Origin of the sequence: Vibrio sp. 05-20-BW147 (assembly GCF_013369385.1) — a bacterium.
Lineage (GTDB): Bacteria > Pseudomonadota > Gammaproteobacteria > Enterobacterales > Vibrionaceae > Vibrio > Vibrio floridensis.
Genome location: NZ_SZTO01000004.1, coordinates 61198 through 86326, shown reverse-complemented (window position 1 = coordinate 86326; position 25129 = coordinate 61198). Strand labels below are relative to the sequence as shown.

At 47.2% G+C, this 25129-nt stretch carries 21 protein-coding genes; 11 read left to right on the top strand and 10 right to left on the bottom strand.

Features of this window, described 5'->3' with window-relative positions; genetic code table 11:
• Positions 1–5: 5 nt before the first annotated feature.
• From FC652_RS04790 to FC652_RS04765, 6 genes are read left to right on the top strand one after another with little or no spacing between them, the layout of a single operon-like run.
• Complete coding sequence (locus FC652_RS04790) at positions 6–890, top strand: type II secretion system F family protein (RefSeq protein WP_176297674.1); 885 nt, start codon at positions 6–8, stop codon at positions 888–890.
• 3 nt (positions 891–893) lie between these two features.
• A complete protein-coding gene (locus FC652_RS04785; RefSeq protein ID WP_176297673.1) occupies positions 894–1775 on the top strand; it encodes a type II secretion system F family protein in 882 nt (293 codons plus the stop codon).
• A gap of 46 nt (positions 1776–1821) precedes the next feature.
• On the top strand, positions 1822–2562 hold the full coding sequence (locus tag FC652_RS04780; RefSeq protein ID WP_176297672.1) for a tetratricopeptide repeat protein: 741 nt from the start codon (positions 1822–1824) through the stop codon (positions 2560–2562).
• Positions 2559–3026 (top strand): TadE family protein, encoded by a 468-nt coding sequence (locus tag FC652_RS04775; protein ID WP_176297671.1) that lies wholly within the window; start codon positions 2559–2561, stop codon positions 3024–3026. The genes FC652_RS04780 and FC652_RS04775 overlap by 4 nt, the downstream gene beginning before the upstream one ends.
• Positions 3013–3501: a hypothetical protein gene (locus FC652_RS04770; RefSeq protein ID WP_176297670.1), complete on the top strand. Its 489-nt coding sequence runs from the start codon at positions 3013–3015 to the stop codon at positions 3499–3501. Before FC652_RS04775 ends, FC652_RS04770 begins: the two co-directional genes overlap by 14 nt.
• Position 3502: 1 nt before the next feature.
• Complete coding sequence (locus FC652_RS04765) at positions 3503–4900, top strand: VWA domain-containing protein (RefSeq protein WP_176297669.1); 1398 nt, start codon at positions 3503–3505, stop codon at positions 4898–4900.
• A 101-nt stretch (positions 4901–5001) separates the two neighbouring features.
• Here FC652_RS04765 and FC652_RS04760 read toward each other — a convergent pair whose 3' ends face one another.
• The 3 genes from FC652_RS04760 to FC652_RS04750 all read right to left on the bottom strand — a co-directional run bounded on the left by FC652_RS04760 (position 5002) and on the right by FC652_RS04750 (position 8189).
• Positions 5002–5550: a hypothetical protein gene (locus FC652_RS04760; protein ID WP_176297668.1), complete on the bottom strand. Its 549-nt coding sequence runs from the start codon at positions 5548–5550 to the stop codon at positions 5002–5004.
• A gap of 205 nt (positions 5551–5755) precedes the next feature.
• Positions 5756–6253, bottom strand: a complete 498-nt coding sequence (locus tag FC652_RS04755; protein ID WP_176297667.1) for a response regulator — start codon at positions 6251–6253, stop codon at positions 5756–5758.
• Positions 6246–8189, bottom strand: a complete 1944-nt coding sequence (locus FC652_RS04750) for an ATP-binding protein (protein WP_176297666.1) — start codon at positions 8187–8189, stop codon at positions 6246–6248. The genes FC652_RS04755 and FC652_RS04750 overlap by 8 nt, the downstream gene beginning before the upstream one ends.
• 189 nt (positions 8190–8378) lie before the next feature.
• On the opposite strand from FC652_RS04750, the gene FC652_RS04745 reads away from it, so the two are divergent.
• The gene (locus FC652_RS04745; RefSeq protein ID WP_176297665.1) at positions 8379–9638 is read left to right on the top strand and encodes a DUF945 family protein; all 1260 of its coding nucleotides are present in this window, start codon (positions 8379–8381) and stop codon (positions 9636–9638) included.
• A gap of 127 nt (positions 9639–9765) precedes the next feature.
• The gene (serC, locus tag FC652_RS04740; protein ID WP_176297664.1) at positions 9766–10860 is read left to right on the top strand and encodes a 3-phosphoserine/phosphohydroxythreonine transaminase; all 1095 of its coding nucleotides are present in this window, start codon (positions 9766–9768) and stop codon (positions 10858–10860) included.
• A gap of 129 nt (positions 10861–10989) precedes the next feature.
• Here the strand turns inward: serC and cydC are convergent, their stop codons facing one another.
• The 3 genes from cydC to trxB all read right to left on the bottom strand — a co-directional run bounded on the left by cydC (position 10990) and on the right by trxB (position 15558).
• On the bottom strand, positions 10990–12711 hold the full coding sequence (cydC, locus tag FC652_RS04735; RefSeq protein WP_176297663.1) for a cysteine/glutathione ABC transporter ATP-binding protein/permease CydC: 1722 nt from the start codon (positions 12709–12711) through the stop codon (positions 10990–10992).
• Entirely contained in the window at positions 12704–14491 is a 1788-nt protein-coding gene (cydD, locus tag FC652_RS04730; protein WP_176297662.1) for a cysteine/glutathione ABC transporter permease/ATP-binding protein CydD, read from the bottom strand. Before cydD ends, cydC begins: the two co-directional genes overlap by 8 nt.
• 107 nt (positions 14492–14598) lie before the next feature.
• Positions 14599–15558: a thioredoxin-disulfide reductase gene (gene trxB / locus FC652_RS04725; protein WP_176297661.1), complete on the bottom strand. Its 960-nt coding sequence runs from the start codon at positions 15556–15558 to the stop codon at positions 14599–14601.
• A 509-nt stretch (positions 15559–16067) separates the two neighbouring features.
• Between trxB and FC652_RS04720 the strand changes: the two genes are divergently transcribed.
• Together FC652_RS04720 and FC652_RS04715 are read left to right on the top strand one after the other, a co-directional pair.
• Positions 16068–16727 (top strand): 2OG-Fe dioxygenase family protein, encoded by a 660-nt coding sequence (locus tag FC652_RS04720; RefSeq protein WP_011150103.1) that lies wholly within the window; start codon positions 16068–16070, stop codon positions 16725–16727.
• Positions 16711–17955, top strand: coding sequence for a cysteine desulfurase-like protein (locus FC652_RS04715; RefSeq protein ID WP_013571955.1), 1245 nt, complete (start codon positions 16711–16713; stop codon positions 17953–17955). The genes FC652_RS04720 and FC652_RS04715 overlap by 17 nt, the downstream gene beginning before the upstream one ends.
• Before the next feature lie 38 nt (positions 17956–17993).
• Here FC652_RS04715 and FC652_RS04710 read toward each other — a convergent pair whose 3' ends face one another.
• Positions 17994–18818 (bottom strand): DUF2797 domain-containing protein, encoded by an 825-nt coding sequence (locus tag FC652_RS04710; protein ID WP_176297660.1) that lies wholly within the window; start codon positions 18816–18818, stop codon positions 17994–17996.
• Positions 18819–19192: 374 nt separating this feature from the next.
• On the opposite strand from FC652_RS04710, the gene FC652_RS04705 reads away from it, so the two are divergent.
• On the top strand, positions 19193–20512 hold the full coding sequence (locus FC652_RS04705; protein ID WP_176297659.1) for a GGDEF domain-containing protein: 1320 nt from the start codon (positions 19193–19195) through the stop codon (positions 20510–20512).
• Positions 20513–20860: 348 nt separating this feature from the next.
• Here FC652_RS04705 and FC652_RS04700 read toward each other — a convergent pair whose 3' ends face one another.
• From FC652_RS04700 to FC652_RS04690, 3 genes are all read right to left on the bottom strand, one after another.
• Positions 20861–22231 (bottom strand): DASS family sodium-coupled anion symporter, encoded by a 1371-nt coding sequence (locus tag FC652_RS04700; RefSeq protein WP_176297658.1) that lies wholly within the window; start codon positions 22229–22231, stop codon positions 20861–20863.
• A gap of 208 nt (positions 22232–22439) precedes the next feature.
• Complete coding sequence (locus FC652_RS04695; protein WP_176297657.1) at positions 22440–23162, bottom strand: ElyC/SanA/YdcF family protein; 723 nt, start codon at positions 23160–23162, stop codon at positions 22440–22442.
• Between the two features lie 131 nt (positions 23163–23293).
• Positions 23294–24982 (bottom strand): NAD-dependent malic enzyme, encoded by a 1689-nt coding sequence (locus FC652_RS04690; RefSeq protein WP_176297656.1) that lies wholly within the window; start codon positions 24980–24982, stop codon positions 23294–23296.
• Between the last annotated feature and the right edge of the window lie 147 nt (positions 24983–25129).

The window sequence follows — 25129 nt, the reverse complement described above, 5'->3', positions numbered from 1 at the left end:
ACACCATGCTTTGGCTATTGTTTTTGTTGATTTGGCTAACGATGGGCATATTGTTCATGCACTCACGTCGCGTTGAAGCGAAGCGTGAGAAACAGCGTAAACGCTACCTTAAATCGTTGGCGGTGACGGAGAAGAAACGCCCCCAATGGCTCGCGTTTTACAGCCGTATCGAAACCTTGATCGGCGCTTCGCGATTACAAAAGTACCGTCTGTACTTAGTAATGGCGAGCTCCGGGTTATTTGTTACCTTGCTCTCGCAAGGCATGGCAGCGTCGACAGCCTTACTTTTAGTCAGTGTCATGGCGGTGTTGATGACGGTGTTGGCATTTCGCCATTTTGAGCAGCTTGCCATCAGCGAGTTCAACGCGCAAATGCCCGATATCATCGACAGCATGGAGCGGGCGGTCAAAGTGGGGGCGCCTTTGCATGACATCTTTTTCGCCCTTGCAGAGCAGTATCAAGGCAGTGCCAAACGTCTGTTTCTGGCGATGCATGATCGCCTTAAACTGGGTCACAGCGTCGAAAGAGTGATGCACTTCGCTGCGTTGCAAATGCCCAGCCAAGAGTTTCGCTTCCTAACGACTTTACTGAGCCTACAAAGTGAAACCGGAGGCAAGTTGTCTCATATGCTCAAACAGCTTGGCCAAACACTGCGTGAGCGCAGTTTGATGGAAAGCCGCGTGCGAACCATCACATCGGAATCTCGGACTTCGGCTAAGGTGCTGGCGATCTTACCACCCGTCTTGATTGGCGTGCTATATGGTTCTGCCAAAGAGCATTTTGATTACCTGCTGCGTGACGGTACCGGCCAATGGATACTGCTCTACGTGGTGCTCAGTGTCACCAGTGGCTTGTTGCTGATTCGCCAACTGACCAAGTTCAAGGGGTAAAAGATGGAACTTGTACAAATCATCGTGATGTTTAGTGCGCTGATGCTATTGGCAATGGTTATTGTCGCGTTGAGAAACACCCATCAGGGTAAGCGTCGTGAGGCAGGGTTAAAACGTTACGTAAAACGGAAAGAGCTGGTTGCTCAGCAGGGCAATGCGTTGATGCACAATTGGGTGACACAAAATGAAAAAGCGCGTTTAAGTCGTTTGCTGGCCAACGCGGGTTTTCATAAGCCACAAGCATTGACCTGGCTTCTATTGGCGAAGTTTGGCACTGGTGTGATCGTTGCGCTGATGTTGTTGGGACGCCAAGCATTCAACGGCGAAGCGATCATCAGCATGTGGTCACTGACCCTAGTGTTGGTCGGTTATGTATTGGGTGCGAATGGCCCTGAATGGTGGTTGAATCTGAATGCGGATCGCTATCGGAGAAAGCTCAAGCAGTCTGCGCCCGATGCGATTGATCTGCTGGTGTTGTGCGTGGAGTCTGGCTTGTCTTTGAATCGGGCATTTGAGCGTGTTGCGCGATATTTGCAAAGCCAGCATGGCGCAATGTCTGAACAATTTCGCGTCACGTCTGCCGAGCTTGATCTGCTTAATGACCGCACTCAAGCGCTGAACAACTTGAGTTGGCGAACGGGCATTCCTGAGCTGCATACCTTAGCGACCACGTTAACAATGGCAGAAAAGTATGGTTCACCTTTGGCTGACACGCTTAGGCAAATTAGTGAAGATGCACGTCGGCAACGCGCGCTGGATATTGAGGAAAAAGCCGGCAAATTGCCCGGAAAAATCACTTTAATTCAGATGACCATGATCATGTTACCGATGTTGGTGATGGTGATTTCACCGATTCTCTCCCAGCTTTTAACCAGTTTGGCATAGCCTTCAGTTAGGGCAGTGGTTTTCGCTGCCCATTTAGGAACCACCCATGAAATTTGTCTACAAACTCCTTTTATCGACTTGTGCCTTTTTGCTTGTGGGGTGTGCTGCGCCGTCTTCACAACCGAGTGCAGAATCGCTCAATAGTCTGGCGGATACCGCTTTTGAATACGCTCGTTATGATTCGGCCAAAAATAAATACCAACAAGTGCTAGAGATCTACCCCGAGGAAGCCCACGCGCGTTTGATGCTTGCTCGCATTGACCTGTTAGAAGACAGGCCGCATGCAGCGCAAGCTCAGTTGCAGAAGTTGCTGTTAGAAAAATCAGACAATGCCGCCGAAGCTGCATTCATACTAGGGCGCCACTATCTCAACCAAGGCGAGCTTTTACAAGCCAGTGACTATTTGCAGCAAGGCTTAGGCTTTGATGAGCGACATGCAGGCCTGCACAACTTATTGGCCATAACGAAAGACGAGCAACAGCTGACCGAGCTGGCGGAGAGGCATTTTCTACGCGCGATCGAGCTAGAGCCTGACAGCAAAAGCTTTCGTGTGAACCTCTCATTTCACTACCTGCTTCAAGGGAAATTCAAACTTGCACAATCGCAGTTGCAGCCCTTGATGAAGGGAAATCGCGTCCCAGATTTCGTCACGCAGCATTATGCTTTGGTGTTGTTGGCACAAGAGCAAGAACAACAAGCGTTTGAGTTGCTTACACGCAGTATGTCGTCGCAACAAGCTGAGCAAGACATAGCGCTGCTTAAGCAGCAGTTGGGCCGATTGCAATGAAAGGTCACAAAGGTCAAATAGGCAGCGTCAGTGTAGAAGCGGCGCTGATCATGCCGGTCTTGCTTGCCTTAGTGGTGCTGTTTTTTGAAATTGGAAGGGTACAGTGGCATTTCTCGGCGTTCGATCATGCGATTCAGCAAGCAAGACGCGCCACCCAATTGAAACAGGTGGCGACCCCGAATGCGTTAGTTGAACATTTTTCACAACAGCTTCAGTTACACAGCCCGGCGTTGGCTCGCAACGCCAATATTGAACCCCAAGTTTTCGATTCAATAGCGCAATGGCTGGGTGTTATCGAGAGAGAAACGGCGCAACAGGGGCAGTTACAGCAAGGCGTTATCATGATCACCGTTTCTCTCGAACTGCCTCCTTTGGCCATCCCCTTGTTGACCAATAAAGAGATGGTATACCGTTACCGCAATCAGATTGCCTTAATACCGGAGAAAGCGTTTGAAAACGAGTAAATGTGATCGCCGCCGAACGCAATCGGGAAGTGTGTCGATGGAAGCGTTGATGTTTATCCCGCTTCTTCTACTTATGGCACTGGCTTTTATGGACCTCACCACGCTGATCCGCAGTAACGATAAGGTTCAAGAGCTCAGCCATACCTTAGTTCGAGCGGTTTCGATGCAAGATGTCCAAGACGGAAATCAATTGCGCGAATCAATGCCTGCCTACTTACAAAAAGCAGAGCAATTGATGGCAAAGCCAGGTTCTGTACTGGGGGTGAATGTTCAGTTTCTTTCGGAGCAGAACAGGTTTGCAGCGGCCGAAGGGGCGTGCCAGCCGCCTCAACCTGACATTAGGGTAAGCGAGGTGGATCTTTGGATTGTCAGTGTTTGTTATCAACCAGCACCAAAACAGCTGTTATCCCATTGGTGGGTACTTTTTTCTGAGCAGCAAGCCCTAGTTAGTCACGCGATGTTTAAAAGGAGATAAGATGCACAAGCAAGCAGGTGGAATTTCCGTCTTTATGCTGGTGATGTTGGTGAGCATGTTGGTGTTTGCGGCTTGGGTGACGGATGTGATGCGTATTTACAGCGTTCACAACCAAGTGGGCAATGCCACCGACGCTGCGCTTGCTTCCGCCATCATCAGTGAGGTGCCAGAAACAACGGCCGTTGAACTGTTGAATGCCAACCTCAGTTCGGGTGCGGCGAGGCCTTTTGCACAAGGTGTGCGTGTTATACATCAGCGCGATGAACAAGAAGAAAACTTGCAGGTTGAGCTCGATTTTGTGCCCAACTCACTCAATATTGCTGCCACGGAAACAGTGCCTATTAATGCTCAAGCCAAAGCGGGTGTGAGCAGCAACAAGGCGGAAATTGTCTTCATGCTGGATGTTTCAAATTCGATGTCTGGCGAACCGATGGCCAAAACCAAAGAAGCGTTATTGGCTTTTGCCGACAAGCTGTATTCGCGAGGTAATCGCAATCAAAACTACGTAGTGAGCATTGTGCCTGCCTCGGGGAATGTGAATACGGGCCCGATGGAGGAGATCTATCTCGGCACTTTTCGCCGCTACAATCATGCACAAGTGAAGCGAGAAAATGGTTGGAGTGACATGTTTGATAAAGGCAGCGCTCGTGCACCAGCCGTACCAGGGAGAAAACGCAATGCCATGTGTCGCGATCTGGATTACGAAGGAAACAATCCGGGTACACTCGGTTTGCGCTATTTCCGAAACTTGGAGAAACAACCGCAGTTCGCCAGCAACAACTCCAAACGGATAATTCGCCCGATTCACAAACCTGCGGTATTGTTCTTCGATGATGGTACGCCGCTCGATCCGGCGGTCTATCCGTCGACGAACACACGTGAAAACTATCGACCGTTTCATGAAGATAAGGCAATTTTTGATGACATCGAATGCCATGTTAACCCGATCGTACCGTTTATTACTGAGCGCCGACATTTTGAAAGCACCGTTCAACGCTTAGTCCCAGGCATGAATACCAACAACGCCGAGGGAATGGTTTGGGCGTTGCGTCTTTTGTCGCCATATTGGCAGGGCATTTGGGATGCTTCTCGTCCTCAGTTGCCACGGCACTATGATGATGAAAACAGCAGTAAGTACTTGGTGATATTTTCAGATGGCAACCATTTAATTGACCCTGCCTTTCGCGATAAAAAAATGAAGCTGATTTGTACTCAACTAAAACGACCGGGTCGCGATGTGAAAGTCATCACCATCAATTTTGGTGGCGCGGCCAGCCAGAGTTTGATGCAGTCGTGCGCCTCTGGACCGGAGTTTTACCATGTGGCGAGTTTGTTCAGTGTCGAGCGCGTGTTTGAGCAGATCGCCGATCAAGTGATCAGCAGTTCGTTGATAGAGTAATGGCGTAGCGGATAGCGAAAACGGGACGGCAAGACAGAGTCAGAAGAAAAAAAACCGAGGTGTCTAAGCGCCTCGGTTTATCATCGGTGTACGGGTGACGATTAGAACTTAAAGCGAGTGGTAAACATCAATTGGTCATCGTAAAAATCGTTAATGCGCGCTTCTACACCGATTGAAAAGAGTTCCGTCGAATGGAAACGAGCGTACGCAGAACCAATCCAGTCATCGTCGTTATCAATAGAGACGTAACCAACTTTACCACCCACTTCAAGTTGAGGACCAAGCCATTGGCGAATACCTAAGTTCAGTTCCATACCGATGTCTGAACTGCTTGCGTTCGCAGGTTCAACAATGCGCATGAGCATTGCACCAGTCAAATCAGCCCAGTTGTTGATTGGAGAGTGAAAGCCAAAACCTGCCGCTGCGTCGAAATCACTTTCAAACTCTGAATCGATGCGCGCGATGATGTGTGCATTTGGATGGACGGATTTGCTGTAAGCAGCACCAAATGTCATTGGGCTAGCGCCGATACGGGCTTCGACATAGTCGTAACTAAAGTTGCTCATGGTAGCAGGGCGGTTTGGATCTTCCTTCGCCATGGCGTGGCCAGATGCAATCAGCAGAGCTGCAGCTAGAATTGTCTTACGCATAATGATGGTAAACCTTCTTTATTTTGTTACTTCCCGGTTGAGCCTAGGCTGCTCAACGCATAATTCAATTGCGACATCTTAATCAACTTGCAGACAAGTCACCAATAAAAAATGCCATTCTTTTGTCGTCTAGCCAATAATTAAGCAAAATCAATGCCACCCTACCTGTTGCTATTCAGCGAATAACACATTGTTAAAGCGCTGGTTATTCACCAAATGAACTGCGCTTTTCTGCCATCGCGTTGAGTATCCGCTCTGGATCCAAGATGGAAGTCCATGACAATAAATTGTCGTCATGTTCAATCACGTAAGAAGTCAGTTGGTTCTTAATTGCCTGACGCAGATCTTCACCATGCCAAGGTTTCGCGATGTAAAAATCTAAGCTGGCATGATTCACCGCTTCGACGGTGTCTTCGAGTCCGGCTTGCCCAGTTAACAGCACTTTTCTTGCTCGCCGTGTATGCTCGTGACTACTGAGCTCAATGAGGAAGCTAATACCAGTTTGTTCGGGCATAATGTGGTCGCACAGAATCAACGCCAGCGGTACACCTTCGTCATCACATTGTTCGATGACGCTGCGGGCTTCAGCGACCGATTCAGCGCCTTCTAGTAGGAAATGCTCTTCAAATGGTGCAAGATCTTGAAGCACGCTATCGAGCACTTCTCTCTCATCATCGACACATAAAATCAGATACTTATTCATGGGATGTTCCTTCTGATAGCAGGGGAAGCCAGATGGTCATGCAGGTGTACTGCTCGGGGATAGAATCCACCTCTATCCAGCCTCCATGGCTATGAATGATTTGATGGCAAATAGACAGACCAATGCCAAGGCCGAAATTACCTTCTTTTTTGGTGGTGTAGTTCAGTTCAAATATGGTGGACTGCTGTTCGAGTGGAATGCCGCACCCATTATCCTTGAACGAAACCGTAACGTACGACTTGTGTTTTGAATCTTGTACTTGGGTTTTGATCTCTAATTGCCCGTGTTCTGGCATCGCATCTAATGCATTGGAAATCATGTTGGTCCACACTTGCTGCAGTGCGATGGGCTGACAATAGATGGGCGGAATGTCGCAATATTCGGTAGTGACTTGATGGCGCTTGAGTTTGTTCTCAAAAATGACCAGGGTATCTTCGATACCTTCGTGGATGTCTGCGATATGTGTTTTTTCATCATCCGCACGCGCATAGCCTTTCAGGCTTTTCACCATATCGGCGATACGACCTGAGCAAACATCAATCGAACGCAAAGCATTTCCGATGAAATGGTAGTGCTCGAGGGTTTCCAATTCTTGAGCTCCTTGTGCTGGTTGGCGTTTGACCCGGCTAAGTAGTTCGGTATCGGAATCGAGTCCTAACGTGACGAGTTTTTTCGCTATCGTGCGGTTATCAATCAACGACATGAGTGCGGTGACTTTTTCCCTTTGTGCCGAGGTCGACATGGGTTTGCTCAGTTTGGCGTTTTCAAGCAAAGCTACGCCTTTCATGGTCAGAGCATCCTGCTTATTGAGTGCCAGCACCTGCTCTAAATGACTGTTGAGGTTCTCTATTCCCCTTAATATGGCGGCAATGGGGTTATTTAGCTCATGCGCGACCCCTGCAACTAACTGCCCAAGCATGGCCATTTTCTCTTTTTCAATCAGTTGCTGATGTGCCGATTCCAAGGACTCGAGGGTTTTTTGCAACTGCAGTTTGGTATTGATACTGCGTTGCAAACGCCGGTTAAAGTGTCGTAGCAACAGGTTGGTAAACAGAGGCAAAAGGTTGGAATCGGATTGCATCACTTGGGCAAAAACGTTGCGATCTAATTTGATCACTTCCGTCTTGGTGAGAGTGAGGGCGGTTGAGAACGATTTCTCGCCGGTGACGAATGACATGCCACCGACCAAGTTGCCTTTTTTGTGTCGTACGACTTCTCTTTGCATCCCCAGTTCATCACGTTTATACAACGCTACTTCGCCTGAGGTGATAAACCAAAGAAATTTGTTCGCTTCGCCTTCGACCGTCAATAAGTGGTCTGGCGAGTAGGTTCGACAGGCGCGAGTTTCGTCTTTCTCTTTGAAAAAGCTTTGCAGTGCGTTGGTGAACCGTTCCGTTAATTCTGCGTCAGAGAGCGTGTGATAATCGTGAATAAAACCCGCTTGGTAATGACGCATCTGATTTTCTATGTGTGCTCTCAACAATCGATTTTGATCGAGCACTGAGCTGTAACTGAGGAGATCCTCTTTTTCGAACTTGAGAATAAATTGCGTTAACTCTTTTAGCGCGGTTTGAAACAGGATTTGATCAGGAAGAGGCTTGGTAAGGCAGTGGTCGAGGCGACCTTCATTTACTGCGGTGAGAATTGCAGCGATGTCACTCGAACAACTGATAAGAATGCGTCTTGCATCTTCTGTTCTTGGGTTGCTATCGAGGCCAATTAAAAACTCCACCCCGTCAAACTCACTGTGATGACTGGCGATCACCAGTGCCATGGTCTGGTTTGCTTGCTCCAAATATTCAATAGCGTTGTGCGCCTCTTCAAGAGAATCTGCGGTAAATACATCAAATTTATGAGCAAACGTCGAGAGCTCTTGGCGAAACTGCTCGATGCTGATTGGATTATTGTCTAAACACAAAATAGCGTAGCGATTCACAGGGCCTCATCATAACGAACAAATAGCGACTAAGATAAGTTAACAGGAAGTGACGAAAATGATTGAGAGCTGAGCTTGAATTTCGTCAGTCATTCTGTTGTTCTTAGCAATAGTCTGATTTATCTCAATGTTTTAACCTAAGCATAGATAAGGTAGACTCAACGCAACTCTTCACAAGTAAGTGACACTATGAACAACTTAAAGAAAATTGGTGCCGTTGGTGGTGCCATCTCCCTTGCACTGTGCTGGCCGCTGGCTGTCGGCCAGATTGGCCAAAATGTAATTGAAGATGCCGTTGAGAACGTTAACGGTGCTCAGCTCAAAGCAGAAATCGTCAAATATGATCGTGGTTACCTCCAGTCATCAGTATTAACTCGTTACACTGTGACGGACCCAATGTTGATTGAACAGCTCACTGCAGATGGTTTACCTCTGGTGTATGAGATGCAGTCGTTGCTCACGCATGGGCTTACATCCATTCGTTCTCAGTCAGATTTGCTGGGAGAGCAGGCGTTACCACTTCGTATTGATGCGACAACGCAGCTCAATGGCAACACGGATTTCGTTGCGATGATGGATAGCTGGCATTTTGTTAGTGACAGTGAGGGTGTTGCGGTTTCTACCGCACCGATGAAGCTTTCAGGCAATGCGACTGTGCTCGGTGACATTGACTTTGTGCTTGATATTCCTTCGATTCAGTTTGATTTTGCCAGTGGTGAGTCGTTGCATATCGCGAACTTGAGTGGCAATGGCAAAGGCAAACACAAAAAAGGCTATTGGCTTGGACAGCAAGATATTCGCCTAGGTGAGTTCCAAGTTGAAGATGCTTCAGCGCAACCTTTGTTTGGCGTATACGATGCCCAATATGTGGGTGAAACCACACCTGATGCGAAAGGGGAACGTTTAGCAAGTACCCTTAAATTTAAAGCGACCAAGTTATTGATGTCGGATGGCAGTGAGATCGAAGATCTCAACTTGGATTTTTCATTGACCAATTTAGATATGCAATCTTTCGACAAGCTCATGGATGTTTACCAAAGCGCGAACACACTGACACAAGAGGATGTCGATGGGTTGATGCCCTATGTCGACACGCTGTTTGAGAAAGGGTTTGATGTCGCTGTCACCGATTTATCATTGAAGCTGGGTGAAGGTGTGTTTGAAAATACGTGGAACTTATCGATGCCGCAGGGAACGGCTCAAGTGACTCAAGATCCAATGAAAATCATGACCTCAATGACGGGTGATCTGAGAACCTTCTTCAGCGATGAACTGATCACTGAATATCCGTTTATTCAAGAAGGGGTGGATGAGTTACTGGTGATGGAACTTTTACAGCAAGTTGAGGGTGGCTACGCGCTAAAAGCGAAAATTGGCGAAGGAAAGCTGATGTTTGACAATGGTCAACAGTTCCCGTTACTTGCATTGTTAATGCCGGCCTTAATGTAATAATTACTCATTTAGGCGGTTTGAATAAAAAAGAGGTCATAAGACCTCTTTTCTTGTTTTTAAGCGGTGAAAAACGTGATATTACTTGCAGAGTTTTTCTAAATATCGAGCAGGAGCAAAGAGCGTCATGGAACAAAATACGGACAACGTATTTAACTTTAGTGCCGGACCAGCAGCACTACCGAAGCCTGTTATGCAGCAGGCGCAACAAGAATTGTTGAACTGGCAAGGGCTAGGCACTTCCGTTATGGAAATCAGCCACCGTAGCAAAGAGTTTATTGCAGTCGCAGAGCAATCTGAGCAAGATCTCCGCGATCTACTGAATATCCCTGATAATTACAAAGTTCTTTTCTGCCAAGGTGGTGCGCGCGCTCAATTTGCGGCCGTGCCGCTGAATCTGCTAGGTGACGCGACGACGGCGACCTACATTGATGCGGGCTATTGGGCAGAAAGTGCTGTCGAAGAAGCGAAAAAATACTGTCAGCCGGATGTCTTTGTTGCCAAAGCAGAAAAAGACGGTAAGCAAGCGGTACTACCTGCCTCAGAATGGCAAATTCATCCTGATGCGGCTTACGTGCATTTTTGTCCCAATGAAACCATTGATGGCATTGAGATCAATGATCTTCCAGTGACGGATAAGCCGATCGTTGCCGATATGTCTTCGACCATTTTGTCGCGTGAAATTGATGTCTCAAAATACGGTGTGATTTACGCAGGTGCGCAAAAAAATATCGGTCCTTCTGGTATTGCGATTGCCATTGTACGTGACGATTTGCTTGGTTTGGCGAAAGAAGTATTGCCAAGTATTCTCAATTACAAAGTGTTGGCAGAACAAGACTCGATGTTTAACACGCCACCAACTTTTGCCTGGTACTTATCTGGCCTTGTTTTCAAATGGTTGAAAGCGCAGGGTGGGGTGAAAGCGATTGAGCAGGTCAATCGTGAAAAAGCAGCCATACTTTACAACTACATCGATCAGTCAGACTTCTACATCAATAACGTTCATTCAGATAACCGCTCTTTGATGAATGTTCCATTCCAAATGGTGAAACCAGAGCTAGACGCGAAATTCTTGAAAGAAGCCGAAGCGTTGGGTCTCAAATCACTAAAAGGTCACCGAGTAGTGGGTGGCATGCGCGCCTCCATTTACAACGCAATGCCAATTGAAGGTGTGAAGGCGTTAGTCGATTTCATGCGTCAGTTTGAGCAAGAAAACGCGTAATTTCAGCGCGATAGATGAGAAAAACAAAGGGAAGTGCGTCAGCACTTCCCTTTTTCTTGTTTGCCATTTTCCTATTGATGGCTAAGTAATAATACTACCCAGCCATTTAAGAGGCGCTGGCGGTGCAGTCTACAGCGTTTGGTTGAGTTCGAAATAGCGACCACGAGCGGCTAAAAGTGCTTGATGGTGACCATATTCGACAATCTCACCTTGTTCGATTAGGCAAATGCTGTCCATTTTGTCGAGGTTGACCAAGCGGTGTGTAATGAAGAGCACGGTTTTTCCGTCAAAGTGCGCTTCAAGTAACTGCATGATCTGCTGTTCCGTCTGCTTATCTAAGCCCTCTGTTGGTTCATCAAGCAGTAAGATTGGTGCATTGTGTAGCAAGGCTCTTGCAATGCCGATACGGCGTTTTTCACCACCTGATAACTGCCGACCACCTTCGCCAAGCCATGCGGATAGCCCGTTATCGTCGAGCAGTTTTTCTAGCCCGACTTTGGTGAGCATGTCAGACAATTGTTCGTCGGTTGCGCTAGGGGAGGCCATCAATAAATTGTCTCGTAACGATCCGTTTAAGATATCTACACGTTGACTGACAACACTGATGGAGCGGCGCAGCTGGTTTTCACTCCACTCGGTGATCGGTTTGCCTGCAAGCAAGATAGAGCCTTGATTAACATCCCAATAACGATTGAGCAGTTGCAGCAAGGTTGATTTTCCTGAGCCTGTTTGGCCGACAATGGCCACTTTGTGCTGGGCTGGAATCGTCAAGCTAACATTGCTCAATGCCATACTTTGGCTATCCGGGTATTTGAACGATACGGCCTGATAGTCAATAGAATATTCACCAGAGTGAGCCACATCCTCCTTGGCAAAACGGACTTCAGGTTCAGCCAGAATAACTTCATTGAGGCGACGGGCGGACGTTAAGGTTTGACCAAGGTGCTGGAAAGCGCCCGCAATTGGCATGAGCAGCTCTACGCTTGCCATGGTGGCGAAGGCCACTAGTGCAATCATAGGATCGGGTGCATTACCACCAACGCCATCTGCAGCAAGCCAAAGCATCAATACCAAGGTCCAACCGTTTGCGAGCATCAATAACGCTTGTGCCAAACCAGAAAAATGGGCGTTGAAGTATTGGTTTTTCAGTAATTTCTCTTGTGCGTGCAAAATAGCGTGGTGGTAGCGTGATTCGGCACCAAAGAGCGTCAGTTCACTGTAACCTTGCAACCAGTCCAACGTTGCAACACGCAGCTCTGCTTTATTGTGGGTTAGCGCTTGTCCATTGCTTTTCCCTAGCTTGTAGAAAAGGACAGGCCAGAGTAGCAGTAACAGAGTAAGAATGGCACCCAGTGTCAGGCCCAATGTCATATCAAACCAACACAGCACGGCCGTTAAGCCCAGTATGCCAATTGTGCCGACGACCATAGGGCTGATCAAACGCAAATAAACATGATCCATTGCGTCAATGTCTGCTACCAAGCGGTTAAGCAAATCGGCGTCACGAAGATTGGAGACTCGTCCTGGGATCAGCGGCGCTAACTTAGAGAAAAAGAAAATACGCAGATCAGTCAAGAGCTTGAAGGTCGCGTTATGACTGACCACTCTTTCACCCCAACGTCCCGCTGTTCGTCCCATTGCAAAACCACGCACAAACGCCCCAGGCAGCATGTAGTTGAACGTTTCACGAGCAATGGTCAATCCGGCAATGGCTGCGGCAGAAAGAAACCAGCCTGACAAAGTCAGCAGGCCAATAGAAGCGAACAGCGTTAAAAACGCCAGTAGCATCCCTAGAGAGAGACCAAACCAGTGTTTCTTATACAGTTTTAGGAAGGGAATTAAATCACGCATCAAGATTCCCCTTATCAAGTTGCTTGAGGGCTTGGTTAGCCAATAACATTTCTTGGAACAAGCCTTCTTGATGAGCAAGTTCGTCATAACTGCCTGCTTGAACGATGTCACCAGCACGCATCACAAGGATGGAATCGACTTGTTTAAGCGGCGTTAATTGGTGAGTGACCATGAGTGCTGTTTTACCTGCGATTTGTCCTTCGAGGCCTTGCATCACCAAACGTTCGCTGCGAGCATCGAGGCTGGCTGTGGGCTCATCGAGTAGCCAAAACTGGCCGTTTTGTACCATAGCTCGGGCAAGAGCAAGACGTTGTGCTTGGCCGACGGATAGGCCCCCAGAACGATCAGAAATGGCGTAATCCAATCCGTGCTGGCTTACAAACTCGGCAGCAAATGCATTTTCAAGTGCCACTTGGATATCGGTATCGCTGATATCCGACTTGCCTAAACTGACGTTGTCGCGAATAGTTCCATGGAGTAGCAGCGGATTTTGTCCCACCCAACTGATCTGGCTGCGCCACTGAGCAAGGTCAAGCTCCGTTCTTTCGATGCCATTGATGGTTAATGACCCTTGATACGGCAAAAATCCCAATAAAGCGTTAATTAAGCTGGTTTTCCCTGCACCACTTGGACCGACAAGCGCCGTGGTTTGTTGAGCGGCAATGTCAAAACTCACTGGGCCAAGTAGCTTTTTCCCTTCCGGTGAAAACACTTCTAAGTGTTCCGCTTTGATGGTGATAGGTTGACCTTGTTCAATTTTTTGCTCGCCGCTGCGCACTGTGCTGACGTCAGTTTCCAAGAACTCAACGATGCTCTCTGCTGCACCCACCGCTTGTTGCTTGGCGTGGTAGAAAGTACCCAGGTCTCGGAGCGGTTGATAAAACTCTGGAGCGAGGATTAAAATAAACAAACCCGAAAACAGAGTAACGCCTGCACCATAGTCGCCGAAGTTAAGTTCGCCGATAAAAGCAAAACCAAAGTAAACGGCAGTGAGAGCAATCGAGATCGAAGTAAAGAATTCGAGAACCGCTGAAGACAAAAACGCAATTTTCAATACGTCCATCGTTCGAGTGCGGAACACTTCGGATGCACCACGCATTACTTCGACTTCAGCGTGAGTACGATCAAAAAGGCGAATCGTCGTCATCGCTTGTAAGCGATCATAAAAATGACCAGACAGACGTTGAAGCGCTTTGAAATTTTTTCTGTTTGCGTCGGCAGCTTTAATGCCGACCATCGCCATAAATAGAGGGACCAATGGCGCGGTAATCAAGAAAATGAGCCCCGCAGCCCAGTTGACAGGAAAAACAACAATAAGAATCACAAACGGCACCAGCACGGCTAAGGACATTTGCGGCAGATAGCGAGCAAAGAAATCCTGCATATTCTCAACCTGTTCAAGAACCAAGGTTGCCCATGCGCCAGCTGGCTTGCCTTTGATGTACGCCGGGCCGAGCTCTCGCAGCTTATCGAAAATCAGCTGGCGGATGTAGATGCGAATTTGCTCGCCGCAACGGTAGCCAGCGATCTCGCGGCCCCATGAGCAAAGGGCACGCAGGCCAATCAGTGCTACAAGAACGATGAAGTGAGTAATGAGCTGATGTTTGTCGACTTTCTCAATGATTAATTGATGAAGAATGGTGGCGAGCAAGGCGGCTTGTGCCAACAAAAACACACTTGATAGTACGCCAAGGCCAACGGCAATCATTAACCAGCGCTTGGCTAGTTTGCTTTGCTGTTTGAGCCACAGATTCAAGCTGCGTTGTTTCTTTTTATCCATCTTGAAGGCTTAATGATAATTGTTTTACTAAGAGGGGGCCTAGTATACAAAAGAAAGCCCGGCGGGAATACCGCCGGGCTGTAAGGATATGACACAAATGTGAAAAGTTATTTGTCGTTTAGCGAATCTAAGTAACGTTCTGCGTCTAGTGCTGCCATACAACCAGTACCAGCAGACGTGATTGCTTGGCGATAGTTGTGATCCATCACATCACCCGCGGCAAAAATACCTTCGATGCTAGTTTGTGTTGCGTTTCCTTCAAGGCCCGATTTCACCACAATGTAGCCATCTTTCATTTCCAGTTTGCCTTGGAAAATCTGTGTATTTGGCTGGTGGCCAATTGCGATAAATGCGCCCATGACGTCGAGATCTTCGAGTTCGCCAGATTTTACGTCTTTCAAACGTACGCCGGTCACCCCCATATCGTCGCCCAATACCTCTTCTAAAACACGGTCGGTATGAAGAATGATATTGCCGTTCGCCACTTTATCCATCAAACGATTGATAAGGATTTTCTCTGCACGGAAACCGTCACGACGGTGAATCAGGTGAACTTCTGAAGCGATATTGGACAAATAAAGTGCTTCTTCAACCGCAGTATTACCACCACCGACGACCGCCACTTTTTGATTACGGTAGAAAAAGCCGTCGCAGGTTGCACAGGCTGACACGCCACGTCCTTTGAACGTTTCTTCAGACTCCAAACCAAGGTACTTTGCAGACGCGCCCGTAGAAATGATCAGTGCATCACAGCTGTAACTGGCTGCATCACCTTTAAGCACAAATGGACGTGTGGAGAAATCCACTTCGTTAATGTGGTCGAAAATAATCTCGGTTTCGAAACGCTCTGCATGCTCTTTCATGCGGTCCATGAGTCCAGGGCCAGTCAGACCTTCAGGATCACCAGGCCAGTTTTCAACTTCGGTTGTCGTGGTTAATTGACCACCTTGTTGCATCCCTGTAATCAGTACAGGGTTGAGGTTTGCTCTCGCCGCGTAAACTGCTGCGGTGTAACCCGCAGGGCCAGAACCTAGAATTAGTAATTTACTGTGTTTAATGTTGCTCATTCGCACTCCCTAGCGGGCAGTTAAGTTTGTTGAGATTGTATGGAAAATTTGGCGCTAATAAAAGGATAAACCAAGAGCTTATAACGAATTTCTGGTTATAGGTTATACCTTCCGATCAGGAATTGTCGTGCGACTGGTCAAGTCCGGGTGTACTCAATCATTTCGTCGTTTTTTGTTTTTTAGAGGTTGCACTTTTCCCATCGAGATAGGATCTCAAATGATTGGGTCTTTGCTTCTATGTATAGCGATATTAGAGAGACATTTGGTGCTATCTGATTGATTTTTAAGCATCAGTTCTTCCTAGCAGAATACTGAACTGCTTTTTGAAAATGTTAAGTTTTTGTTTTGGTGTTGTGTGTTGGTCTTATCTTGTTTTATGGAATTAAATGCTTTATTTTGACTTTGATTGGAATTTTTTGTGGTGTAAAGTTGATTTTGCGATATTTGACATTATTCTGTCTGAGTTGTGTTTAACAATAAAATAACAAATGTATCAATCAAAGGAGTGAATGATGCTACATTCGCACGAGAGTACCCTACATTTAACTCAACTCAGCCGTCGCGCAATTGAACAGTTGTCGCCATCTTTTTCCAAGTTACCCCACACGGAGCATGCGGATGGCAAATTCCGTTTAAGACGCTATTCCGTCGTCTCCTTGCATCAAGGTAGCGTGATTGAGCTGGACAAGCATGACTTTGTACAGACTTCAGATATCAACCGTTTCCAAGGTGATGTGGTTCGACAGTTTTCTCCGATTGAAAAGAGCACACTCAACAGCGAAGGTTTTCGTGAAATGTGTCAGTTGTTTGCGGTGAAGAATGACCTGAGGGATGGACAGGAAATCGAAGTGCATCAAATCCGCATTACCGCAATATATGACGAGACGCAGGTCGCCCCTGAAGGCGTGCACCAAGACGGATTTGATCATATTGCGATTGTTGGTGTTGGCCGTAATAACATCGAAGGGGGAGATATCATGCTGTACAGTGATTTTCACTCCGAGCCGTTTTTTAGAAAAGTGTTGAATAATGGCGAAATCGCGATGCTGGCAGACAGCAAGTTGTGGCACAACGCCAAACCCATTCGCGCTATTGAGCAAGAACGAGAAGGTCATATGGATGTGTTTGTGTTGACGGCAAAAGGAATGGCACATGAATTGGTCGCCTAATCAAGTTCGAGCGCAGTTTCCTGCGTTGGCACAGTATCATAACCAAAGACCAGTAACGTTTTTTGACGGGCCGGGCGGATCTCAAGTGCCGCAATCAGTGTTGGATGCCATGGTCGGCTACCTCGGGCATTTTAACTCGAACTTAGGCGGGCACTATTTTTCCAGTCACAAGACGGTTGAGGTAATGAAGCAAGCGCGCCAATCTGCGCAAGCATTACTCAATGCGCCATCGCAAGACAATATTGTCTTCGGTGCGAATATGACCTCTTTGACGTTTCAGTTAAGTCGAGCCATTAGCCGAGATTGGCAGGCGGGGGATGAAGTCATTGTCACCGCGTTGGATCACTATTCCAATGTCTCGAGCTGGGAGCAGGCAGCAGAAGACAAAGGCGTGACGGTTCACCAAGTGCGGGTGAATCCTGAAGATTGCACCTTGGATATGGAACACTTTAAACAGTTGCTCAGTGCTCGCACCAAATTAGTGGCCGTCACCTTTGCCTCGAATACCACGGGCACCATTGTTGATATTGCGTCAGTGGTGAAGTTAGCTCGAAGTGTGGGCGCTTTGGTGTATGTCGATGCGGTGCACTATTTGCCGCACCACTTAGTGGATGTGCAAGCCTTGGATTGCGACTTTCTTGCCTGCTCGGCATACAAGTTTTTTGGCCCTCATGTCGGTATTGCTTATGTCGCTTCTCCATGGTTAGAGACGCTGCGTCCTTATAAAGTGGAGCCCGCCACGAATATTGGGCCGGGCCGTTTTGAAACAGGTACACAAAGCTTTGAAGGCTTAGCGGGTGTGTCTGCGGCCATAGAGTACCTCGCTCAATTTGGAGAAGAAGGTGCCAGTTTGCGCCAGCGACTAGAGCAAAGTTACGCGCTTTATGCTCAACATGAGCAAACATTAAGTCAGCATTTCTTGCAGCGTTTGTCGGCACTGGATGGGGTCACGTTATACGGCATCAACGACGCATCAAGTGATAAACGTACCCCGACATTTGCGATAACAGTGAAGGGCTATTCTCCAGAGTTCATGGCAAAAACACTGGGTGAGCACAACATCTGTGTCTGGAATGGTCACTTTTATGCCCTTGGCCTGATTCGGCAATTAGGGTTGGAGTTCAGCGGCGGAGTGATTCGGATTGGTTGCATGCATTACAACACGGTCGAAGAGGTCGACTTGTTGTTTAATGTTTTGGAGAGTATTGTCGATCAACCGAGTGCATAGTAACGAAAGAGCCAGCGAATGCTGGCTCTTTTGTCTCATTAGGCTTCAAATTCCACTTCATAAGAGGTGAATTTGCGAACATTAATCACGCCCGTATCCAAAATCAGATACTGCCCCTTAATGCCTTGAAGTACACCACTCACCACCGGATTTTTATCAAAGTTGTGCGACTTGATTTTGCTTGGATGTTGCTCCACAGGGTATTGGATGCTGGTGGTTGCGTCCTGAAGAATCTCGATACTGTCATCGCCGTACTTGGCGCGAATTTCACTGATTTTCTCTTCAATCAATGGCAGCAGTTGTTGCGCTCGCTCTTCAAGCGGAAGGGGCGTGCCATCCCCTTTGAGTAACGCTTGCCAATTGGTTTTATCCGCAATGTGCTTCGCCAGCTCGACTTCAATCAGGCCGGAGATTTGGCGAGTCTTCACTTTCAGAATCGGTAAGCCTTGCGTCGCACCTTGATCGATCCAGCGGGTTGGGATCTGTGTATGGCGTGTAATGCCAACCTTAAGGCTAGAGGTATTCGAAAGATAAACATAGTGATCAACCATGCAGTGTGTGTCTGCCCATTCGGGTTCACGACAGGTACCTTGATCGTAATGGCAGGTTTCTGGCTTCATGATGCACATATCACAACTTGCCAATTTACTCATGCAAACATAGCAGTGACCTTGCGCATAGCTCTTCTTGGTTTTTTTACCGCATGAACAACAAAAGATGTTGCCTGTGTGGGTAAGGGTGATGTTCTGGCCGATAAACGGCGTCAACTCGATTTCAGTGTCTCCAACAGGCAATCGGTATTGTACCACACCCTCTAAAGTTGCACGCATTTTATCCAGCGTGCCTTTCGCATTTGTAGTCATGACATTACTCATTATTTGTTTTTGCGGAAGTATATACCAATAAAGCGACAAAGAGTCAGGTGCATGAAGGTGGGCTTTCAAGAGCGATAAGTTTGAATGGTTTTTATGCAGGCTGATGAATTTTTGGCAGGCATTCCCCCCCTGTTGAGGTGATAGGAATCTGCCTACTCATCCGCTATTCTTATGTAACTTATTTTACATCGTGAAGTAGGTCGCATTTGCTTACATAATAGAACGCTAATTTAAGCTGGAATGAATATCACATTTAATCTGTATGGTATGATGTTTCGTGATTGAGAATGTAACTAAAATAATCAAAAAAACATTGACGTATCAACATTTGTGTGAAATTGGCTTTTTATTGGAGGCGAGTGATGAAGTGGATACATAAACTTATTTTTGCTCTCGCAATATGCACCATTAGCTTAGTCGCGCTTTACAGTGTGCTTGGTGATACTCGTAAACTTGTGATCACGCCAGATCGCTATGACTACTATGCAACAGATGATCGTATTGCTGGTGGTGTGACCACAACGGAGATGTCGATCGGCAATCAAGCGGTCGATTTGAACTGTAATATTCAAACGGCAAATTATCCTTGGCCTTATTGTGGTATCTCTATCTTTACCGATACGTTGGAACCAACCAAAGGTATTGATCTTTCCAACTACCATACCATGCGACTAAAACTGAGCTACGACAAAAGCGGTGATTCTCTTGGTCGCATACGGGTTTATCTGCGTAATTTTAACCCGGCTTACTCCAATATAGAGAATGAATATACTTACAAGTACAACGGCATGGAGTTCACGCCAAGTGCGAAGATGGAAACGATAGAGATCCCTTTAGCCAACTTACAAGTGATGACCTGGTGGCTGGCAGACAATAAAATTCCGATTGAGCACTCTGCGCCAGAATTTAACAATGTTACGCGTATTGAACTGGCTACGGGTTCCAGTGCGGCAAATGGCCTACATCATTTGCGCGTAGAGAAAATTGAGTTTGAAGGGGCCTATTTAGCGCAAGAAACGCTACTGTTTGCGCTACTGCTTTCTTGGGTTTTGCTTGGATTAGCATTTTCTCTGCACGAGTTGCGAAAAAGTAAGCAGGCTTTTGTGGAAGTGAGAGTACGTCAAGCTCATTTAAAGAAAATGAATGCGGATCTGCGAGCGCAGAACTACGAGTTTGCAGAGCTTGCCCATCGTGATGCGCTGACTGGCGCGATGAACCGTCATGCAGTCAGGACGTGGTTGGAAAAAACAGCACGTTCAGTGCGATGGGGTCAAGAGCGGTTGTCGGTGCTCTATTTGGATTTAGATAATTTTAAAAAGATCAACGACCGTTATGGGCACCAAATGGGCGATGATATTCTTCGTGAGTTTGTTCTGGTGATTGCCAGTTCGTTGGATGACGGTGAACGTTTGGTGCGCTGGGGTGGGGAAGAGTTCATTGTTTTCCTACCTGAAACCGATTTGATGAAAGCGGTTGCAAAGGCCGAAACGATCCGGAAAAATGTCGCGCATCACATGTGGGTACATGGCGGTATCCTCACTTGTAGTATTGGTGTCGCGCAAATGGAAGAAGAGCGAGTGACCGAGTTTCTTGCACGGGCAGACGAGGCGCTTTATCAAGCAAAACATCGTGGGCGTAATCGGGTTGAAGTCAACTTTGGTAAGCAAAAAATCTCCGCTTAGCCGTATATAAGACTGTTACTTCATCGTCAAATGCCATCTGTTCTAAGATGGCATTTTCTTTTGCCGTCACTACCACCTTCTCCTGAACAACACCAAACAGGTTTGAAGTGCGTTAACCTTCTTCATCTCATATCACCATAGGTGTTTAATGTTGCAGTGTACGAGTCAAATTAGTACGCATTTTTTGTTTCAGCTAGACGGTTATTGCGAGGATAAACATTGGTTGAAGTTGTGGTGGAAAAAAAGGTGGCCAATTTGGCCACCAACTGAAAACTACAGATTCACCCTAGGGGAAGTGCGGGTGCAGAGCAAGCTCTAACCTGCAGCGTAGTGCTCTATTGCCATGTTTTACCAGAACAAGGTTGCAAACAGGGTTAGGGCTGCAATACAGGCAATGTTCAGCACCATACCGATTCGCATCATCTCAGTTTGTTTAATGTGGCCAGTTGCAAACACGATTGCATTCGGCGGTGTTGCCACGGGTAACATAAAGGCACAAGAGGCCGACACAGCGATTAGTGCCGATAAGATCACTGGAGAAAGTCCTAGCGCTTCAGCGATTGTCGCGAAAACAGGAACCAACAGTGCTGCACTTGCCGTGTTACTGGCAAACTCTGTTAGGAACACCACAAACGTCACCACAGCAAGAATGGTTAAGAAGATACCTGCTTGATCAAGGAACGCACCAAGTCCTTGTGCCAAAAATACGCTGGTGCCAGTGACTTTTAGAATATTACTCAAACATAGACCGCCACCAAATAGGATCAATACGCCCCAGTCAGTCGTCTTTTCTATGTCTTTCCATTCCACTGCACGTGAAACACCCAGAGCAACGATCGCACCAATCGCAACAAGCGTATCGAAGCTTTTGAAACCACCAAGCATTGCGTTGACAGGCTTAGAGAAAATCCACAATGAGACCGTTACAAGGAAAATCGCGAGGGTGATTTTCTTCCCGTTAGTCCACTCAACAGGTGTATGGTCGAGTTCAAAGGAGTGCTTAAGGTTTGGTTTGGTCATCGAGTAGAGAATGATCAAAGCAATAGGCAGCAACAAAATGGTAATTGGTAGGCCTAATTTCATCCAACCGACAAAATCTAAGCCAACTTCGGCAGCAGCGATCGCGTTCGGAGGGCTGCCCACGAGTGTGGCGATACCGCCGATAGAAGCACAGTACGCAATACCAAGTAATACGAACAGATATGTGCTGTGGTTTTTCTCACTGTCAAGTTTGCTCATGACGCCGAGTACGAGCGGAAGCATCATGGCGGTGGTAGCTGTGTTTGAAATCCACATCGATAGACCAGCACTGACGCCAAAAAGCATGAACACGGCTGTCGACATTTTGCCTTTCGCCAAGATCAGCACCTTATCGGCGATGGCTTGGTCGAGTTTTTGTTTATGCAGCGCTGCGGCTAGCGCAAAACCGCCCAAAAACAAGAAGATGATGGAGTTTGAAAAGTTGTTCAATGCCGCTTGTGTTTCAAACACACCTAAGAAGACCGCCAGCAATGGAACAAGCAGTGCGGTAATACTGACGTGTATGGCTTCTGTAAGCCACAGGACAGCGACAAAGGCTAAGATACTGAGGCCTACAACGACCTTAGGATCAAAAGGTAGAGTGGTCATTAGGGTAATAAACAACAAAATATTCGCGATGAATATGATGCTGTTTCTGGTGAGTAACCAGTTCTTTAACGTAACAGCGAGTGCGGTCATAGCATGTGCTCCTTTTGCGTCGCCTCTGTAGGGATATTGTTTTCTGTCTTAAACTCCGAAAATGGAGAATGGAGACTATTTTTGAGGCTGATTTCTGACTTGCGTTGCTTGAATGTTACGAGAGTTGTGATTTTTATGTTGGTGAGAATTAACGTGATAATAACAAAATGTGAGTTCTAAAAAGTAAAATGTGTAGAACTCTACCCATTTACTCAGCGAGTGGGGTGGATGGTTGAACCTCTTCACTCACCGTTTCACTGTTAATGGGCTCTTGGGGACCCAAAAATCGAGGTTGGGTATCAATGATGTAGAGGTCAAGAAAGGCTTTAACACGCGCGAGAATTTCCCGAGCTCTCATCGACCAAACTTGTTTGTGGCTGCTAGGGCCAGATACAGCCAAACAACGAGCATTAATTTGATAGGCATCGGCAATAAACAATGCACGTTCACAATGGAAACGTTGGGTAATGATTAAGAAATGGTCTGAGGCAAAGATTTTTTTTGCGCGAACAATGGAATCTAAGGTGCGAAAGCCTGCGTAGTCGAGGTGGATGTTTGTTTCAGGTACGCCTGCTTTGAGCAGATCACGTTTCATGGTCCAAGGCTCATTGTACGAGCGATGGGCGTTGTCGCCACTCAGTAGTAAGTGTTGTATTTTGTTTTGTCGGTAAAGCTCAATGGCGGCATCAATGCGGTGCGTGTAGTAAGTATTGAGTGTGCGACCGATGTATTTACTGGTTCCGAGAACCACAGCGACGTCAAAACCTGCTACTTGGTCGTAACTGGTGATGATTTTGTCCGAAGCTTGTAAGCTCACCCAGCGGTCCACGGCAATGACAAACAATATCATGCAGAGTATCGTAACGAGCGATCCCCAAATCAGCCGTTTTAAACTTTTCCATTTTTTCAAACTGGCTAGGCGATGAAACACGACATATCACTCTCCATTTTTCTGAACTGACATCTTAACGGAAAGTCGCGCAGTAGTTGAAGTCAAATTCTGGTTAGGTCTCGCATTTTTCCGTCAAAAAAGCCCTCGTAAAGAGGGCTGTTTGACTAGGATTAAAACGCTGTGCGTTTATAACGGCGGTATACCGGTTGCCAGAAGTGTTGTTCAATCGCCACTTGCAGCGCATCGTCTGCAATTTCCAACGCCACACCTTGTTCGATGGCTTTTTTCGCCACCGCATAAGCGATGCGTTTTGATACCGTGTGAATCGCTTCAAGTGGTGGTAAGAGCGCGCCTTTGCCATTAATTGCCAATGGAGAACACGTTGCCAAAGCGCGGCTCGATTCCATCAACATTTCATCGGTAACACGTTTGGCGTTGACTGCCAAGACACCCAATCCGATACCAGGGAAGATGTAGCTGTTATTGCACTGTGCGATTGGATAGGTTTTGCCTTCGTGAATCACAGGATCAAATGGGCTACCGGTTGCGACTAACGCTTCGCCATTGGTCCAACGAATGATATCCGCAGGGATCGCTTCCACACGGCTAGTTGGGTTCGACAGTGGAAAGACAATTGGGCGAGGGCAGTGTTTGTGCATCTCTTGAATGACTTCTTGAGTAAACAAGCCAGGAGCGCCAGAAACCCCGATCAATACGGTTGGTTTTGCGTTCTTCACCACATCAAGCAGTGAGAAACCATTGGCTTCGGTTTCCCATTCTGCGGTCACCGAGTTCTTCTGCACCAGACGTTGTTGGAAATCGAGCAGGTTTGGCATGCCCTCTTGCAGTAAGCCCCAACGGTCAACCATGAACACTTGCGAGCGTGCTTGTTCATCGGAAATACCTTCCGAGACCATTTGCGCAATGATCGCTTCGGCAATACCACAACCGGCTGAACCTGCGCCAAGGAAAGTGATGCGCTGTTCCGATAGCTTGCTGCCAGCGGCTTGACACGCTGCCATCAAAGAGCCAACTGTCACTGCCGCGGTGCCTTGAATATCATCATTGAAGCAACAGATGCGGTGTTTATAACGCTCAAGCAGCGGCATCGCGTTTTTCTGTGCGAAGTCTTCAAACTGAATAAGCGCATCTGGCCAACGGCGTTGAACTGCTTGGATGAACTCATCAACGAATGCATCGTAATCGACACCGGTAATGCGCGGGTGACGCCAGCCCATGTACATAGGGTCAGCTAGACGTTGTGGGTTGTTGGTGCCCACATCTAGTACGATAGGCAAGGTGTAAGCTGGGCTGATCCCGCCACAAGCGGTGTAAAGCGAGAGCTTACCGATAGGAATGCCCATGCCGCCGATACCTTGGTCACCCAGACCAAGAATACGCTCGCCATCCGTGACCACAATCACTTTGACATTGTGGTTGGAGGCGTTGTTCAGAATGTCATCGATGCGGTCGCGGTTTGCGTAAGAAACGAATAACCCGCGGCCACGGCGGTAAATATTGGAAAAGTTTTCACATGCCGCGCCCACGGTTGGGGTGTAAATGATCGGCATCATCTCAGTGATGTGGTTCTGAACTAAGCGATAGAACAAGGTTTCGTTGGTATCTTGGATATTGCGCAGGTAGATGTGCTTATCCATATCACTTTCGAACGCTTTGTACTGCATGTAGGCACGTTCAACCTGTTCTTGAATCGTTTCCGTGGTTTCAGGAAGCAGACCTTCAAGGTTAAAAGAGATGCGTTCTTCGGCGGAAAAAGCGCTGCCTTTGTTTAGTAGTGGGGTACTTAGTAGCGCCGGTCCCGCAAATGGGATGTAGAGTGGGCGTTTATCGTTATGCATTGGCTGCCTTAGTAGGGTTTTTAGAGGAATCGTGCAAAATGATAACGGCTTCACTAATTGGTTGTAAATAGCGCTTGATATACATCAAATCAAGCCCGGATGAAAAAAGTGCCTTTGTGCGTAAAAAATCACCATTCAAACAGCCGT

Coding starts and splice junctions, on each gene's coding strand:
- FC652_RS04775 (WP_176297671.1), top strand. CDS start 2,559: ATGAAAGGTCACAAAGGTCAAATAGGCAGCGTCAGTGTAGAAGCGGCG.
- FC652_RS04715 (WP_013571955.1), top strand. CDS start 16,711: ATGAATTGGTCGCCTAATCAAGTTCGAGCGCAGTTTCCTGCGTTGGCA.
- FC652_RS04765 (WP_176297669.1), top strand. CDS start 3,503: ATGCACAAGCAAGCAGGTGGAATTTCCGTCTTTATGCTGGTGATGTTG.
- cydD (WP_176297662.1), bottom strand. CDS start 14,491: ATGGATAAAAAGAAACAACGCAGCTTGAATCTGTGGCTCAAACAGCAA.
- FC652_RS04690 (WP_176297656.1), bottom strand. CDS start 24,982: ATGCATAACGATAAACGCCCACTCTACATCCCATTTGCGGGACCGGCG.
- FC652_RS04760 (WP_176297668.1), bottom strand. CDS start 5,550: ATGCGTAAGACAATTCTAGCTGCAGCTCTGCTGATTGCATCTGGCCAC.
- FC652_RS04710 (WP_176297660.1), bottom strand. CDS start 18,818: ATGACTACAAATGCGAAAGGCACGCTGGATAAAATGCGTGCAACTTTA.
- serC (WP_176297664.1), top strand. CDS start 9,766: ATGGAACAAAATACGGACAACGTATTTAACTTTAGTGCCGGACCAGCA.
- trxB (WP_176297661.1), bottom strand. CDS start 15,558: ATGAGCAACATTAAACACAGTAAATTACTAATTCTAGGTTCTGGCCCT.
- FC652_RS04705 (WP_176297659.1), top strand. CDS start 19,193: ATGAAGTGGATACATAAACTTATTTTTGCTCTCGCAATATGCACCATT.
- FC652_RS04745 (WP_176297665.1), top strand. CDS start 8,379: ATGAACAACTTAAAGAAAATTGGTGCCGTTGGTGGTGCCATCTCCCTT.
- FC652_RS04785 (WP_176297673.1), top strand. CDS start 894: ATGGAACTTGTACAAATCATCGTGATGTTTAGTGCGCTGATGCTATTG.
- FC652_RS04720 (WP_011150103.1), top strand. CDS start 16,068: ATGATGCTACATTCGCACGAGAGTACCCTACATTTAACTCAACTCAGC.
- FC652_RS04780 (WP_176297672.1), top strand. CDS start 1,822: ATGAAATTTGTCTACAAACTCCTTTTATCGACTTGTGCCTTTTTGCTT.
- cydC (WP_176297663.1), bottom strand. CDS start 12,711: ATGCGTGATTTAATTCCCTTCCTAAAACTGTATAAGAAACACTGGTTT.
- FC652_RS04755 (WP_176297667.1), bottom strand. CDS start 6,253: ATGAATAAGTATCTGATTTTATGTGTCGATGATGAGAGAGAAGTGCTC.
- FC652_RS04700 (WP_176297658.1), bottom strand. CDS start 22,231: ATGACCGCACTCGCTGTTACGTTAAAGAACTGGTTACTCACCAGAAAC.
- FC652_RS04790 (WP_176297674.1), top strand. CDS start 6: ATGCTTTGGCTATTGTTTTTGTTGATTTGGCTAACGATGGGCATATTG.